The organism is Nonomuraea sp. B208, assembly GCF_057536035.1.
Window position 1 is genome coordinate 1,133,775 of sequence record NZ_BAAJOU010000021.1, and the last position, 14,986, is coordinate 1,148,760.

At 70.6% G+C, this 14,986-nt stretch carries 16 protein-coding genes and 1 tRNA gene; 14 read left to right on the plus strand and 3 right to left on the minus strand.

What is annotated here, in order from left to right; all coding sequences use genetic code 11:
• Positions 1-51: 51 nt before the first annotated feature.
• The 14 genes from eno (at position 52) to AC27IY_RS22435 (ending at position 11,104) form a co-directional block, all read left to right on the plus strand.
• Positions 52-1,329 (plus strand): phosphopyruvate hydratase, encoded by a 1,278-nt coding sequence (gene eno, locus AC27IY_RS22370; protein ID WP_344210920.1) that lies wholly within the window; start codon positions 52-54, stop codon positions 1,327-1,329.
• A gap of 60 nt (positions 1,330-1,389) precedes the next feature.
• Positions 1,390-1,878, plus strand: a complete 489-nt coding sequence (locus tag AC27IY_RS22375) for an FtsB family cell division protein (RefSeq protein WP_423452445.1) — start codon at positions 1,390-1,392, stop codon at positions 1,876-1,878.
• Complete coding sequence (locus AC27IY_RS22380) at positions 1,868-2,356, plus strand: DUF501 domain-containing protein (protein ID WP_344210916.1); 489 nt, start codon at positions 1,868-1,870, stop codon at positions 2,354-2,356. Before AC27IY_RS22375 ends, AC27IY_RS22380 begins: the two co-directional genes overlap by 11 nt.
• On the plus strand, positions 2,347-3,294 hold the full coding sequence (locus tag AC27IY_RS22385; protein ID WP_344210914.1) for a Ppx/GppA phosphatase family protein: 948 nt from the start codon (positions 2,347-2,349) through the stop codon (positions 3,292-3,294). The genes AC27IY_RS22380 and AC27IY_RS22385 overlap by 10 nt, the downstream gene beginning before the upstream one ends.
• A gap of 178 nt (positions 3,295-3,472) precedes the next feature.
• On the plus strand, positions 3,473-4,639 hold the full coding sequence (locus AC27IY_RS22390; protein ID WP_423477049.1) for a hypothetical protein: 1,167 nt from the start codon (positions 3,473-3,475) through the stop codon (positions 4,637-4,639).
• Positions 4,640-4,739: 100 nt separating this feature from the next.
• The gene (locus AC27IY_RS22395) at positions 4,740-5,066 is read left to right on the plus strand and encodes a PadR family transcriptional regulator (RefSeq protein WP_344210910.1); all 327 of its coding nucleotides are present in this window, start codon (positions 4,740-4,742) and stop codon (positions 5,064-5,066) included.
• On the plus strand, positions 5,063-5,944 hold the full coding sequence (locus AC27IY_RS22400) for a hypothetical protein (RefSeq protein ID WP_449951054.1): 882 nt from the start codon (positions 5,063-5,065) through the stop codon (positions 5,942-5,944). The genes AC27IY_RS22395 and AC27IY_RS22400 overlap by 4 nt, the downstream gene beginning before the upstream one ends.
• 18 nt (positions 5,945-5,962) lie before the next feature.
• Complete coding sequence (locus AC27IY_RS22405) at positions 5,963-6,757, plus strand: uracil-DNA glycosylase (RefSeq protein WP_364454983.1); 795 nt, start codon at positions 5,963-5,965, stop codon at positions 6,755-6,757.
• Positions 6,758-6,850: 93 nt separating this feature from the next.
• Positions 6,851-8,167, plus strand: coding sequence for an NAD(P)/FAD-dependent oxidoreductase (locus AC27IY_RS22410; RefSeq protein WP_344210905.1), 1,317 nt, complete (start codon positions 6,851-6,853; stop codon positions 8,165-8,167).
• A gap of 79 nt (positions 8,168-8,246) precedes the next feature.
• Positions 8,247-8,759 (plus strand): glycine cleavage system transcriptional repressor, encoded by a 513-nt coding sequence (locus AC27IY_RS22415; RefSeq protein WP_344210903.1) that lies wholly within the window; start codon positions 8,247-8,249, stop codon positions 8,757-8,759.
• Between the two features lie 435 nt (positions 8,760-9,194).
• Positions 9,195-9,267 (plus strand) — tRNA-Leu (locus AC27IY_RS22420).
• A 170-nt stretch (positions 9,268-9,437) separates the two neighbouring features.
• Positions 9,438-10,232 (plus strand): Bax inhibitor-1/YccA family protein, encoded by a 795-nt coding sequence (locus AC27IY_RS22425; RefSeq protein WP_487179077.1) that lies wholly within the window; start codon positions 9,438-9,440, stop codon positions 10,230-10,232.
• A 166-nt stretch (positions 10,233-10,398) separates the two neighbouring features.
• Complete coding sequence (locus AC27IY_RS22430; protein WP_487179078.1) at positions 10,399-10,632, plus strand: DUF4287 domain-containing protein; 234 nt, start codon at positions 10,399-10,401, stop codon at positions 10,630-10,632.
• Positions 10,633-10,696: 64 nt separating this feature from the next.
• Complete coding sequence (locus AC27IY_RS22435; RefSeq protein ID WP_364454973.1) at positions 10,697-11,104, plus strand: PPOX class F420-dependent oxidoreductase; 408 nt, start codon at positions 10,697-10,699, stop codon at positions 11,102-11,104.
• A gap of 59 nt (positions 11,105-11,163) precedes the next feature.
• On the opposite strand, the gene AC27IY_RS22440 is transcribed toward AC27IY_RS22435, so the two are convergent.
• From AC27IY_RS22440 to AC27IY_RS22450, 3 genes are all read right to left on the minus strand, one after another.
• Positions 11,164-12,381 (minus strand): acetyl-CoA C-acetyltransferase, encoded by a 1,218-nt coding sequence (locus AC27IY_RS22440; protein WP_344210896.1) that lies wholly within the window; start codon positions 12,379-12,381, stop codon positions 11,164-11,166.
• A 78-nt stretch (positions 12,382-12,459) separates the two neighbouring features.
• Positions 12,460-13,806 (minus strand): outer membrane protein assembly factor BamB family protein, encoded by a 1,347-nt coding sequence (locus AC27IY_RS22445; protein WP_487179079.1) that lies wholly within the window; start codon positions 13,804-13,806, stop codon positions 12,460-12,462.
• A gap of 143 nt (positions 13,807-13,949) precedes the next feature.
• Positions 13,950-14,933: an SGNH/GDSL hydrolase family protein gene (locus AC27IY_RS22450; protein WP_344210892.1), complete on the minus strand. Its 984-nt coding sequence runs from the start codon at positions 14,931-14,933 to the stop codon at positions 13,950-13,952.
• Between the last annotated feature and the right edge of the window lie 53 nt (positions 14,934-14,986).

The window sequence follows — 14,986 nt, forward strand, 5'->3', positions numbered from 1 at the left end:
GGACCGATAGGCTCTGAAGGCATATCGTCTTCCGATTTAGGAGCGCATCCCGTGGCTACCATCGAGGTCGTATACGCTCGCGAGATCCTCGACTCCCGGGGCAACCCCACGGTCGAGGTCGAGGTGGTGCTCGACGACGGCAGCACCGGCCGCGCGGCCGTGCCGAGCGGGGCGTCCACCGGCCAGTTCGAGGCGGTCGAGCTGCGTGACGGCGGCAAGCGTTACGGCGGCAAGGGCGTGGAGAAGGCCGTTCTCGCCGTCACCGACGAGATCTTCGAGGAGATCGGCGGCATCGAGGCCGAGGACCAGCGCATCATCGACCAGATCATGATCGACCTGGACGGCACGCCCAACAAGTCCAAGCTTGGCGCCAACGCCATCCTCGGCGTGTCGCTGGCCGTGGCCAAGGCCGCCGCCGACAGCGCCGAGCTGCCGCTCTTCCGCTACCTGGGCGGCCCCAACGCGCACGTGCTGCCGGTGCCGATGATGAACATCCTCAACGGCGGCGCGCACGCCGACACCAACGTGGACATCCAGGAGTTCATGATCGCGCCGATCGGCGCGGAGACCTTCCGCGAGGCCGTGCGGATGGGCACCGAGGTCTACCAGGCGCTCAAGAGCGTGCTCAAGGAGAAGGGCTACGCCACCGGCCTGGGCGACGAGGGCGGCTTCGCCCCCAACCTGCCCTCCAACCGCGACGCGCTCGACCTGATCCTCGTCGCCATCGAGCGGGCCGGCTACACGCCGGGCGAGGACGTCGCGCTCGCCCTCGACGTGGCCGCCACCGAGTTCCACAAGGACGGCGTCTACACGATCGACGGCAAGGGTCTGTCGGCGCAGGAGCTCATCGCCTTCTACGAGGACCTGGTCGCCAACTACCCGCTGGTGTCCATCGAGGACCCGCTCGACGAGGAGGACTGGGAGGGCTGGAAGGCCATCACCGCCTCGCTCGGCGACAAGGTGCAGCTCGTCGGCGACGACCTGTTCGTCACCAACCCCGAGCGGCTGGAGCGCGGCATCGTCGCGGGCGCGGCCAACGCCCTGCTGGTCAAGGTCAACCAGATCGGCACGCTGTCGGAGACGCTCGACGCCGTGGACCTCGCCCACCGCAGCGGCTACCGGTGCATGATGAGCCACCGCTCCGGCGAGACCGAGGACACGACGATCGCCGACCTCGCGGTGGCGGTCAACTGCGGTCAGATCAAGACCGGCGCGCCCGCCCGTTCCGACCGGGTCGCCAAGTACAACCAGCTGCTGCGCATCGAGGAGCTCCTCGACGACGCCGCCCGCTACGCGGGTCGTTCGGCGTTCCCGCGTTTCCGGCGCTAGTTTCGAGTGACGACTCGCGGGTACTCCCGCGAGTCGTTCCGAAAGGGGGGTGTGGCAGCAGTGGCGAAGAGGCCGCAGCTCACCGGGCGGGCCGCCATCCTGGCCGTCGTGGTGTGCGCGATCGCGATGAGCCTCGCCTACCCTGTGCGCGAGTACATCAGCCTGCGCCGCAGCATCTCGGAGCTGCGCGCGGAGAAGGCCAGGGTCGAGGCGGAGAAGCAGGCGCTGCTGGCCAGGGACCAGCAGGCCAACGACCCCAACTGGATCAAGAAGACGGCCAAGGAGCGGCTGCACTACTGCGGGCCAGGCGAGAAGTGCTTCGTCGTGATGGAGCCCGGCGAGGACGAGCGGCGGACGACGGTCAAGCAGCCGGCGACGGCGCCGCCTTGGTACCAGACGCTGTGGGAGTCCGTGGAGGCCGCCGACGCGGGCACCGGCCGCCGGGCCGTCACGGACAGCCGGGCTCCGCAGCCGAGCACCAAGCCCAGCACGAAGGTGACCGCTGAGCCCACTCCTGGGCCGACGAAGAAGGAAAGCGTTGGACAGTAAAGACGTCGAGGTCGTCAGGCAGCAGCTCGGCCGGCCGCCCCGAGGGCTGCGCGGGGTGGCGCACCGCTGCCCGTGCGGCAATCCCGACGTGGTGGAGACCGCGCCGCGGCTGCCCGACGGCTCGCCGTTCCCGACCCTCTACTACCTGACCTGCCCGAAGGCGGCTTCGGCCATCGGCACGCTGGAGGGCTCCGGCCTGATGCGCGAGATGCAGGCGCGGCTCGCCACGGACCCGGAGCTGGCCGCCGCCTACCAGGCCGCGCACGACGCGTACGTGGCCAGGCGGGACGCGGCGGCCGAGGAGGAGGGCCTGGAGCCGCTCCCGCGCGACATGCAGAGCACCGGAGGCATGCCGAAGCGGGTCAAGTGCCTGCACGCGCTCGTCGCGCACGAGCTGGCGGCGCCCGGTGTCAACCCGATCGGCAGGGAGGCGCTGGACGCACTCCCCGAGTGGTGGAGTGACGGACCATGCGTGTAGCCGCCGTCGACTGCGGCACCAACTCCGTACGTCTGCTCATCGCGGACGTCGGCGACGACCAGATCGACGACGTCGAGCGGCGGATGGAGATCGTCCGCCTCGGGCAGGGCGTCGACCGGACCGGCCGGCTGGCGCCCGACGCCCTGGAGCGCACGTTCAAGGCCATGCGCGGCTACCAGGAGCTGATCGAGCGGCACGACGCGGGCGCGACCCGCGTCGTGGCGACCAGCGCGACCAGGGACGCCGGCAACCGCGAGGACTTCGTGGCCGGGGTGCGCGAGATCTTCGGCGTCGAGCCCGAGGTCGTGTCGGGGGCCGAGGAGGCCGAGCTGTCGTTCACCGGGGCGACGAGGGGCCTGGTGCGGCTGTCGCCCGAGACCGAGGTGCCCGAGGGCCCGCTGCCCCCTTACCTGGTGGTGGACATCGGCGGCGGGTCCACCGAGTTCGTGGTGGGCGAGCAGCACGCCGAGGCGGCGCTGTCGGTGGACATCGGCTGCGTGCGGCTGACCGAGCGGCACCTGAAGGACGCCGGCGACCCGCCGTCCGCGCGGGCGCTGGAGGCCGTGGTGGCCGACATCGAGGCGGCGCTGGACCGGGTGGAGGCGGAGGTGCCGGTACGCCGTGCCCACACGCTCGTGGGCCTGGCCGGCTCCGTGACGACGGTCGCGGGCATCGCGCTCGCCCTGCCCGCGTACGAGCCGGAGCGGATTCATCACGCGCGTCTGTCGGCCGAGCAGGTTCACGAGGTGACGCGGCGGCTGCTGGAGATGACGCATGGTGAGCGGGCCGCGCTTCCGGTGATGCATCCGGGCCGGGTCGACGTCATCGGGGCGGGCGCGCTCATTTTGGACCGGATCGTCCGCCGTTTTGCGTTTTCGCAGGTCATTGTCAGTGAACACGACATCCTGGACGGTATTGCCTGGTCGCTCGCCCGATAAATGTCGCCAAATACGGACATTACGGATCTTCATCCGTGTTGAGTGTGCCATCATATTCGTGCTTAGGTGAAGGAGCATTACGGGGGCTTTGCCATATTGCCGTGCACGGAAAGTGTCGGCGTGGCGACCGTTCCCGAGCTGCGTCCTTTTCCCTCATACGGAATGGAGCACTCTCACCATGAAGTTCTCTGGGTTAACCGCTCGCAGGGCGGCTGCGTTCGGCGCCTCGGCCGCGGTGCTCGCCACCCTGACCGCCGGGCTCGTCGCCGGGCCCGCGCAGGCGGCCACGGCCGGCAAGACCGGTGTCAAGGTCTCGGTGACCACGCCCAAGGCCAAGCCGGGCAAGTTCGAGGGCGACTGTCCCGTCAAGGTCAACTTCTCGGCGAAGATCAAGGTTTCGCTCAAGGGCAAGACCGAGCTGGCCTACCGCTGGCTGCACGGTGACGGGTCCAAGGGCAAGGTCAATGTGATCAAGCTCAAGGGCAAGGGCACCAAGTCGGTGACCGTCCGGCAGTCGATCACCTTCAAGGAGGACGTGAAGGGCTGGGAGGCCGTCCAGGTCCTCTCCCCGAAGAAGTTCGTCACCAAGAAGGGCTACTTCTCCGTATCCTGCGCCGAGGCGGAGCAGGAGAGGGAGCCGAAGGTCGACATCCACCTCCCCGGCCACGCTTCGGTGTCGGCGAGCGCCTGGGCGAACCCCGACTCCTACGTCGGCGTCTGCAGCCCCGGCAACAAGATCGGCTTCACCGGCCTGATCAAGGCCGACCGGCCGACCTGGGTCAAGTACCGCTGGGTGCTCAACGGTGACGCCGTCGACTACGGCAAGGTGAAGGTCCGCCACGCCACCAAGGTCGGCTTCGGCTTCTCGCCGCGCGAGAGCCACCGTGGCTGGGCTCAGCTGCAGATCCTCGGCCCGGACCGCGCCTACTCCAACCGGGCCTCGTACTCGGTGTGGTGCAAGGACCCGGCCCCCGCTCCCGTGACCAAGGTCGCGGTGTCCGGTCTGGTGACCGCCACCAACCACGACGGTTGCAAGGTGGGCGCGCACGCCACCGTGAGCACCACCGGCTCGGCCAAGGTCTCCTGGACCTGGCGGGTGAACGGTGTCTCCGTGTCCTCGGGCGAGTCGTTCTTCCGCGGCTCCGACTCGAAGACCGTGACGCTGCCCGAGAGCGCGCTGGTCGGTGAGGCCACCAAGGGCGGCAGGGTCAGCCTGACGGTGAGCGGCCCGAACAACACCGAGTCGAGCTTCCAGTCGTACGCGGCCTGCAAGGTCGTGACGACGCAGGCGCCCGCCACGCAGGCGCCCGCGACGGACGCTCCGGCTCCGTCCCCCGCCGCCTGAGCGACGGGTTCGATCTAGTTCGAAGAACCGGGTGGCCGCCTTGTGCGCCACCCGGTTTCTCGTTTGCCACTACCGCGCATTGCACAGTAGTGTGCATGGCGTGGACAGCAGCCAGCTCCTCAAGGGCGTGCTCGACCTGGCCGTCCTGGCGGTGCTCGCCGAGCGCGACGGCTACGGCTACGACGTCGTGCGCAGGCTCAGGGAGGCGGGCCTCGTGGAGGTCGGCGACGCCTCCGTGTACGGCACCCTGCGCCGCCTGTTCAAGGCGGGCGCCCTGACCTCCTACGTGATGGCCTCCGACGAGGGGCCGCACCGCAAGTACTACGGGCTCAACGAGACCGGCAGAAGCATGTACGCCGCCCAGGCCAGGACCTGGGACTCGTTCGTGGCCACCATGGCATCCCTGCTGAAGGAGGGACGAGGATGACCCCCGCCCAGTACGCCCGGGCCGTACGCGAGGTCGTGGGCGACCACCCCGACCGCGAGGAACTGCTGGAGGACCTGGACGACCATCTGGCCGAGATCGCGGCCGAGTCGCCCGGCCTGCCGCTGGAGGACCGGCTGGGCCCGCCGGCCGTCTATGCCGAGGAGCTCATGGCCGCCTACGGTGGCCGCGCGCAGGGCCGCCGCGCCCGCGGGTTCCGCCCGCGCGCCTGGGCGACCCGGGCGCACGCGGCCCTGCTGCGCCACGGGCCCTACCGGGGTTTCGCGGCCTTCCTGCCCGAGCTGCGGCCCGGCTGGTGGGTGCTGCGCGGCTACCTGCTGGCCATGCTGCTGGTCTCGCTCTACGGCCACGGCCGCGCCGTCCCCGAGAACCCGGCCGACTGGGCCGTGGTGGCGGCCCTGGTGGTGGCGTCGGTGTGGTTCGGCCGGCGGCGCGGTGGCCGCCCGGCCGCCCTGTTCGCCGTGGGGCTCAACGCGCTCGCCGCGCTCGCCCTGCTCGCCGGCCTGACCGCGGTCAAGCCGCTCGGCGCCGATCCCGCGCCCGTCGCCCACGCCGCCGCGCGCGTCAACATGCTCATGGTGGGTGGCTCGTCGGGCTCCATCGGCGTGGCGAACATCCGGCCGTACGCCAAGGACGGAACTCCGCTCACCGACGTCTACCTCTACGACCAGGACGGCAAACCCGTCATCACCGACCCGGAGAGCCGGGGCTACACCGTCGACCGCTCGTGCGGCGAGCCGGTGCTCAACCGCTACCCGCTGCCGCTCAAGAAGCAGAGCTTCGACCCGGAGCCCTCGCCCACGCCGACCGCCTGCCTCACACCAAGTCCGGCCACCACGAGTCCGGACCGCACGAAATGATCGGGCACCATCGGTGTCATGAGCTTCGTACCGCCGGGCACCGGCTGGCCGGGCGATCCCGCCACCGCTGACACCCCCGTCGCCCACGACCCCGCCGACGTGCGCCGCCTCGCCGCGGGCAGCGACGACCTCGCGGAGCTCACCGCGAGGCAGTCGGTCTGCCGGGCCTGCCCGCGCCTCGTGGAGTGGCGGGAGGAGGTGGCCACGGTGAAGCGGCGCGCGTTCGCGGACGAGACGTACTGGGGCCGTCCCGTCCCCGGCTGGGGCGCCGAGCGGCCGCGCATCCTGCTGGTCGGGCTGGCCCCGGCCGCGCACGGCGGCAACCGCACCGGCCGGATCTTCACCGGCGACCGCAGCGGCGACTGGCTGTTCGCCTCGCTGTACCGCGCGGGGCTGGCGGAGCGGGAGACCAGCACGTACGCGGGCGACGGCCAGCGGCTCATCGGCACGCGGGTGGTGGCCCCCGTCCGCTGCGCGCCTCCCGCGAACAAGCCCACGGTCGAGGAGAAGGCCGCCTGCTACCCGTGGATGGCGCGGGAGCTGGAGCTGGTCGCGCCGTACGTGCGGGTGGTGGTGGCGCTCGGCGGCTACGCCTGGCAGGCCATGTGGCCGGCGCTCAAGGAGGCGGGCTACGAGCTGCCGCGCAGCCGCCCGCCGTTCGGGCACGGGGCCGAGGTGGAGGTCCGGCACGGCGACGCGCCGGTCACCCTGCTCGGCTGCTACCACCCGAGCCAGCAGAACACCTTCACGGGCCGCGTCACCGCCCAGATGCTGGACTCGATCTTCGAAAGGGCCAGGTCAATGGCACTGTGACGCATCCCATCATGCCGGGATTGGCTTCTGCTGCTCCTCCTGACATAGCCTTGTGAATGCTTTCACAAGCATGACGAGGGATGGGGCCTCAGGATGAACAAGCACATTCTCATCGTCGGCGGTGGATACGTCGGCCTCTACACGGCGCTCCGGCTGCAGCGCAAGCTCTCTCGCGAGCTGCGCGGCGGCGAGGCGCGCATCACGATCATCGATCCCCAGTCCTACATGACGTACCAGCCGTTCCTCCCGGAGGCGGCGGCCGGCAACCTCTCCCCCCGGCACCTGGTGGCGCCGCTGCGGCGGGTCCTGCCGAAGGTGCGCATCCTGAACGGCACCGTCACCACCGTCAAGCACGGCGACCGCGTGGTGACCTTCCAGCCGGCCGAGGGCGAGCCGCGCCAGATCGCCTACGACGTGCTCGTCATGGCGGCCGGGTCCATCTCCCGCACGCTGCCCATCCCCGGCCTGACCGACATCGGCATCGGCTTCAAGACCGTCGGCGAGGCCATCGCGCTGCGCAACCGCGTGCTGCACCTGCTGGACGTGGCCGAGTCGACCGAGGACCCCGAGGTGCGGCGCAGGGCGCTGACGTTCGTGGTGGTCGGCGCGGGCTTCGCGGGCGTGGAGGCGCTGGCCGAGCTGGAGGACATGGCCAAGGACTCCGTGCGCTACTACCGCAACATCAAGCCCTCGGACATCCGCTGGGTGCTCGTCGAGGCGACCAGCAGGGTGCTGCCCGAGGTGGGCCCCGAGATGGGCAAGTGGACGCTGGAGCAGCTCCGCGAGCGCGGCATCGACGTCAGGCTGGAGACCCGGCTGGAGTCCTGCGAGGGCGGGCACGTGGTGCTCTCCGACGGCGAGGAGTTCGACGCCGAGACCCTGGTGTGGACGGCGGGCGTCAAGCCCAGCCCGGTCGTCAACGACAGCGACCTGCCGCTCGACGAGCGCGGCCGGATCAAGACCACGGCGCTGCTGACCGTGCACGCGAGCCCGGGCGCCTTCGCGGCCGGCGACGCGGCGGGCGTGCCCGACGTCACCAACCCCGGGCAGTACTGCGCGCCCAACGCCCAGCACGCGGTGCGCCAGGCCAAGGTGCTGGCCGACAACATCGTCCGTCACCTGCGCGGCCAGGAATTGCAGGAATACCGCCACAAGTATGTCGGATCGGTCGCCGGTCTCGGCCTGCACCAGGGTGTCGCCAATGTCTATGGCGTCAAGCTTCGCGGATTCCCTGCATGGTTCATGCACCGCACCTACCATCTGTCGCGGGTGCCTACGCTGAACCGCAAGGTCCGCGTCGTCGTCGACTGGACCCTGGCCCTGTTCTTCAAGCGCGAGACGATCTCCCTCGGTGAGATGGAGCACCCGCGCGAGGGCTTCAGGGCGGCCGTCGCGACGATGCGCCGCTAGCCCGGGTACGGCAAGCGCCCCGGCCGTCGCGGCCGGGGCGTTTTCGGCACCCCTGGCGCAAGCGGAAGGGGTGGCACCGGTGGGGCTTTCAGCGGTGACCGTGCTCGGCGTGGACAGGCCCGGCGTGATCGCCGCCGTCACCGGTTCGCTCGCCGACTGCGGGGCGAACATCCAGGACTCGACCATGACGCTGCTCGGCGGGCACGTGGCCATGATGCTCCTGGTCTCCGGCGACCTCGACTGCGACGAGGTGCTCAAGCGGCTGCGGACCTCCGACCTCGTGGTGACCGCCTCCGCCATCGAGGCCCGCAGGCACTTCTGCGAGGAGGGCGACGGCCTCGGCTACGTCCTCACCGTCCACGGCCCCGACCGGACCGGGATCGTCTCGGCCGTCAGCGCCGTGCTCGCCGCCGACGGCGGCAACATCACCGGCATGAGCACGCGGCTCACCGGGCGGCTCTACGTGCTCATCGCCGACGTCGAGCTGCCGAAGGAGGTGGACGTGGCGGCCCTCATGCGCAGGCTCGCGGCCGTCGGGGCCGGCCTCGACGCCGAGATAACCTTCCGCCCCGTGGAACCGGACCTGCCGTGACGGGCCCGGCCCCCGACCGCGACCCCGCCCCCGGCCCCGATCCCGGCTCCCGTGCAACGGCCTGCCTGCCGGCCACGACGGGGCTCGCGGCCCCTCAGATCGGCCTCAGCGGCCGTTCGATCGCCTTAGGCACCGGACGCCACCCCCGGAGCCGTTCGTACGCCGGAGAGTGCGTTCTGGCCGATCCGCGCCTCGGCGGGGGCCTCCCCTTGGGATCATGGGGGCGTACATGCGCAATTGCCAAGCACCGGGAGGCCGTCACCATCGAAGCCGATGCCGCCCGCTGCATTCACCACCAACGGGACCATGTGGACGGTCTACTCTTCTTGGACAGAGTGCCAGGAGCCCTATCACTTCACATCGAACTTCACAGTTGTGACTCTTGATGCGAAGTTGTGCTCCTCGGAAGCATGGTCCGTTTCGTATGATTGCGGCGCCCCCGTAGCCCAATGGCAGAGGCAAACCCCTTAAAAGGGTTGACGTGCGGGTTCGAATCCCGCCGGGGGCACCTGCTTCTACCATTGGAAATACGTTTTTCGACACGGTGGATGACCTTGGGAACTCCGCGACGGCCACGTTCGTTGTCCTCGCTGCCGAAGTCCCCCACGAACCCGATCTGAGCGCGAGTTGACCAAGGTGCCGCCAGGCCCCGTAGGCTCGGCGACACAGGAGGCAGCGATGGAGAGCAAGAACCCCGTTTTCAGCAAGACCCGCCGTCAGGCGGGAGCATGGTCAGGCCCGGCCCCGTCTCCTGACATGCTGCAGAACATGTACGACTCCCCGTCGTACGCACCCCCGAGCCGGCCCGCGTTCCGCACCATGACCCTCGACGACGTGGTGGTGCGCGGCTTCCTGACCCTCGGCACGCTGGTCCTCGCCGCCGCGGCGGCCTGGGTGCTCGACGTGCCGCCCATGTTCGCGATCGTCGGCGCGGTCGTGGCGCTGGTCCTGGGCCTGATCGCCTCGTTCACCCAGAGCACCAACCCGGCGCTCATCCTGGGTTACGCCTTCTTCGAGGGCATCTTCCTGGGCAAGATCAGCCAGCTCTTCGAGGGCGCCATCAGCGGCATCGTGCTGCAGGCGGTGCTCGGCACGGCCTTCGCCTTCGGCGCCGTGCTGGCCGTCTACGCGCTGCGGATCGTGCGGGTGACGCCCAAGCTGGTGAAGTTCACGATCGCGGCGGCCATGGCGGCCCTGGGCCTCGTGCTGGTCAACCTGCTGGTCGGCATCTTCAACGACGGCGTCGGCCTCGGGCTGCGCACCGACAGCCCCATCGGCTGGGTGTTCAGCATCGTCATGATCCTGATCGGCTGCTTCTTCCTGCTGCTCGACTTCGACTCGGTCGAGCAGGGCGTCCGCCAGGGCGCGCCGGAGAAGTTCGCCTGGCAGTGCGCGTTCGGCCTGACGCTGAGCCTCGTCTGGATCTACCTGGAGGTTCTGCGCTTCGTCAGCTATTTCAGCGACGGTGACTGAGCGTAGACATCGTCGTCACCTCCGAGGGCTCCGCGTTCACGCGGGGCCCTCTCTTTGTGCGACCGAAAATCTACGTGCCGTCACGGATTCCAGGCAGCCAGGGGCTTGCCTTTCGGTGGATGGTGTTGCAGTGTCAAGCAAAGGACCTTAATCCGCGGAGGTGCCCATGTCGTTGAACCACTCACCGGAGACGCAGACGAAGCTGATCGCAAGGGTCCCCACTATAACGGGACGCGAACTCCCCGAGTGGTTCCAAGCCATCGACAACGGCCCGTCATTCCTCAGGTGCGCCGAGCGGGCCAACTGGCTCGCCGACGAGCACGGGCTGACCCACGGCTACGCCGCCGCCATCGTTCACGAGCACGAGCGGCACCGCCGTAACCGGATGGGCTTCATCTAAGCCCGTCACCGACCCGCGCCCGTGCCGTAAGCGCGGGCGCGTCGTCATGCGTCACCATGAGGTCATGGACCTCGACAAGGCAGTGGCCTTCCTCCGCGACAACCACAACGCCGTCCTGCTCACCCGACATCGCGACGGGCGCCCGCAGATGTCCCCGGTGACGGTCGGCGTGCAGGGGCCGCACATCGTCGTCAGCACGCGCGAGACGGCGTTCAAGACCCGCAACGTGCGGCGCGACCCCCACGTGTCGCTGTGCGTCTTCACCAGCGCCTTCTACGGCCAATGGATCCAGGTCGACGGCACCGCCGAGGTCCTCTCGCTGCCCGAGGCCATGGAGCCGCTGATCACGTACTACCGCGACATCTCGGGCGAGCACCCCGACTGGGAGGACTACCGCGCCGCGATGGTCCGCGAGCGGCGCGTCCTGCTGCGCATCACGCCGGTCTCCGCGGGCCCCGACCGGTCCGGCTGAAGCGGTCCGGCTGAAGCGGTCCGGCGCCCGGCCGCGGGCCGGGCGCCGGAGCGCGCGGGTCAGCTCAGGCGCTCCAGGAGCATGGCCATGCCCTGGCCGCCGCCCACGCACATCGTCTCCAGGCCGATGGTCTTGTCGTGGTGCTGGAGGCCGTTGATGAGCGTGGAGGTGATCCGGGCGCCGGTCATGCCGAACGGGTGGCCCACCGCGATGGCCCCGCCGTTGACGTTGAGCCGGTCGAGCTCGATGCCCAGCTCCTGGTAGGACGGGATGACCTGGGCCGCGAACGCCTCGTTGATCTCGACCAGGTCGACGTCCTCGATGGCCATCCCGGCGCGCGCCAGCGCCTGCCGCGAAGCGTCCACCGGGCCGAGGCCCATGATCTCCGGCGACAGGCCGGAGACGCCGGTGGAGATGATCCGGGCCAGCGGCGTGATGCCCAGCTCGGCCGCCTTGACGTCACTCATGATCACCACGGCGGCGGCGCCGTCGTTGAGCGGGCAGCAGTTGCCGGCCGTGACCGTGCCGTCCGGGCGGAAGACCGGCTGGAGGCCGGCGACCTTCTCGTACGTGGTGCCGGGCCGCGGCCCGTCGTCGGCGCTCACCACGGTGCCGTCGGGCAGCGTGACGGGCGTGATGTCCTTGGCCCAGAAGCCGTCGGCCAGCGCCTTCTCGGCGAGGTTCTGGGAGCGCACGCCGAACTCGTCCTGCTCCTGGCGGCTGACGCCGCGCAGTTGGGCGACGTTCTCGGCGGTCTGGCCCATCGCGATGTAGACGTCGGGGACGTCGCCGTCCTCGCGCGGGTCGTGCCAGGTCTTGCCGCCCTCGGTGTACGACTTGGTGCGCGCGAGGGCGTCCAGGAAGAGCGGGTTGTGCGTGTCGGGCAGCGAGTCGGAGTTGCCCTTGGTGAAGCGTGAGACGGTCTCCACGCCCGCGGAGACGAACACGTCGCCCTCGCCCGCCTTGATGGCGTGGAAGGCCATCCGGGTGGTCTGGAGCGAGGAGGAGCAGTAGCGGGTCACGGTGGTGCCGGGCACGTCGTCGAGCCCGAGCAGCACCGCCACCACCCGGGCCATGTTGAAGCCCTGCTCGCCGCCGGGCAGGCCGCACCCCAGCATGATGTCGTCGATCGTGTGCGGATCGAGCTGGGGCACCTTGGCCAGGGCCGCCTGGATCATCTGCACGGTCAGGTCGTCGGGCCTGATGTCCTTGAGCGACCCCTTGAAGGCTCGTCCGATGGGCGAACGCGCGGTTGCGACGATGACTGCCTCGGGCATGGCCCCTCCTCTGTCGGCGGCTAATAGTAGAACTATATTCCAGTTCTTCCCGCGTGCCTCGCCGCCCCCCGGAAGGAATTACCCGTACATGCCCGGCGCGCTCTCGGTGTGGTCGTTGACCGCGTGCAGGGCACCCTTCTCGTCGCGCCACAGCCGCCAGCCCGCCATGCTGCCGGTGAACCACGCCGGGGGCGGGCCCGCCGTGGTGGCCCGCTCGCCGGTGGCGAGGTCGTACTCGCAGAGGGCCGCCGTCGAGTAGAAGCCGGGCGGCTGGTCCTTCAGCGGCAGCGGCTTGGGGTCGGTGACGCAGAAGGACCAGCTCCGCTCCTCCTCCACCGGCGCCGGCCGGCCCGAGGCCAGGTCGTAGACCGAGCCCTTGGCGCCATGAGACAGGAAGCCCAGTTTGTCCATGCGCTCGGGGAAGGCCAGCCACCAGCCGGAGCCGGGCACGTCGGCCGCGCCGACCTGCCCCATCACCCGCCCCGACAGCGAGTCGAGCCGGGCGAATCCGCCGTAGGCGCCCTGACGGTCCACCGGCCGCACCACGGGGGCGTAGCCGGGGTTTCCGCTGGGGTAGACGCGTACGACCGACGGCCGGATCCAGTTGATCGTGCCGTCGGCCCTGCGCAGCGAGAACAGGCCGAACGTGGACAGCCGCCTCGTGGTCGGGTCGGTGTAGGGGGCGACGTAGCCGACCAGGTCGTCGCCCGCCGCGCCGAACGCCCATCCGCCCGACAGGTCGACGCCCGGCCCGAGCGCCTGCTCGATCGGCTGCTGCCACTGCAGCTTGCCGGTCTTGAGCTCGTACGACTCCACCATCGGATCGTCCGACAGCCGCAGCAGCAGCACCCGCGCCTGGTCGGACCACTCGACCTCGGAGATGCCCGGCAGCTTCCACACCGGCTTGCCGCTGGCCGGGTCGAGCACCACCGTGCGGGCCTTGGCCAGCGCGGTGTGCTCCGAAAGGCAGACGTAGGGCCCGCAGCGCTGCGGACCGAACGTGGAGTGGACCGGCCGGGTCCACTTCTGCACGCCGGAGTGCGCGTCGCGGGCCACCAGCGTGGCCTTCCACCGGCCCTTGCGCGCCGGGTCGAGCGCCACGACCACGCCCTCGCCGCCGCCGGTCTCGACGATCGCGGGAGCGGAGACGCCCATGCCGGGCAGCCGGCCGGCCATCGTGGCCGGATAGGCCCACAGCCGCCGGCCGTCGCGCAGCCGGACGGCCACCGTCTCCAGTGAGCCGTCGGGCTTCATCGAGGTCGTGGTCACCACCCCGGCCGCCTCGGCCAGCCGGCTGACGACGTTGACCTGCGTGTTGTGCCAGGTGGGGAAGGCGGGGGTGGTGGCCGCGTCGCTGCCGGCGCACCCGGCGACGGCGAGGGTTGCGGCTAGGGCGACGGACGGCTTCCAGAGGGGCCGGAGCACGGGCGATACCTTCCAAGGGGACGACGAGTGACGGCTCGGGCGCGGAAGGTGACCGGTGCGGGGCGCGGTCGAGGGCCCGCCACGCCGGGACGGGGGCGGGCCCCGGCCGCGCCGAGCCGCTCGCCGGGCCTGAACCGGGGACGTCAGGCGTCGTTGAGCTGCTCGCCGAGCCTCCGGCGGAACAACGCGGCCCACTTGCCGTGCAGCCCCGTCGCCCGCCCGTCGACCCGGGTCGCGGTGACCTCGGTGCCGGGCTCCTCCGCGGCCGTGGCCGCCGCGAGGTAGATCGGTTGCAGTTCTTCGCCGCGTTCGGGGCGCGGCTCAGGCCACAACCCCAACGCAGCGCACACTGACGGTAGCACCGCGTAAGCGGCCTGCGCGTAACCTCGGGCAGATGGATGGAAACGATCGGGTCCGAACATCTCTGACGGATTTGTCGCGAACTCCGGGCCGAGCGTGTCGGCGAAGGCCACCGTACGGCCGCCCGCGTCCACCACCGCCACCGTCTGGGCCGCGGCGAGCTGCCGGCTCCACCGCCGGGTCACCCACCGCAGCGGCTGCGCGATGGGACGTACCGTGCCGAGGTCGGGACAGGTGCCGACGATCACCTCGACGCCCGCGTCCCGCAGTCTGCGCACCGACTTGGTCAGGTGGCGCACGGCGATCGCGGGCGGCGTCTGGGTGATGATGTCGTTGGCGCCCACGAAGATCACCGCCACGTCCGGCTCCATGGCCAGCGCCCGGTCCACCTGCTCGCCCAGCTCCGCCGACGACGCGCCCGACCGGCCGGCCACGAGCAGCCGCACCGGGCGCTCGGACACCGCGGCCAGGCCGTTGGCCAGCAGCACGCCGGGCGTCTCGGCCGGGTCGGTCATGCCGAGGCCCACCGACGTGGAGTCGCCCAGCATCGCCAGCTTGATCGCCCTGCCGGGGAACATGCCGTACGTGCCGTCGGAAGGGGGTCCGTCCATGCCGTGCGGGCGGCCGATGGCCTTGCGCGCCAGTAGTCCCTCGGCGACCAGCAGCCCGTACGCGGTGGCTCCCAGTGCCGTCAGCCCGCCTCCTCCGAGCGCCGCCGCGGTGGCGATCCTGCGTGCGGCGCGCGCCATGCCAGCTGCCCAGACCACGTACGTCCCTCCCTGGTCGAACTCGGCGGTAGCGTTTGCTAGGAAACTAGCCG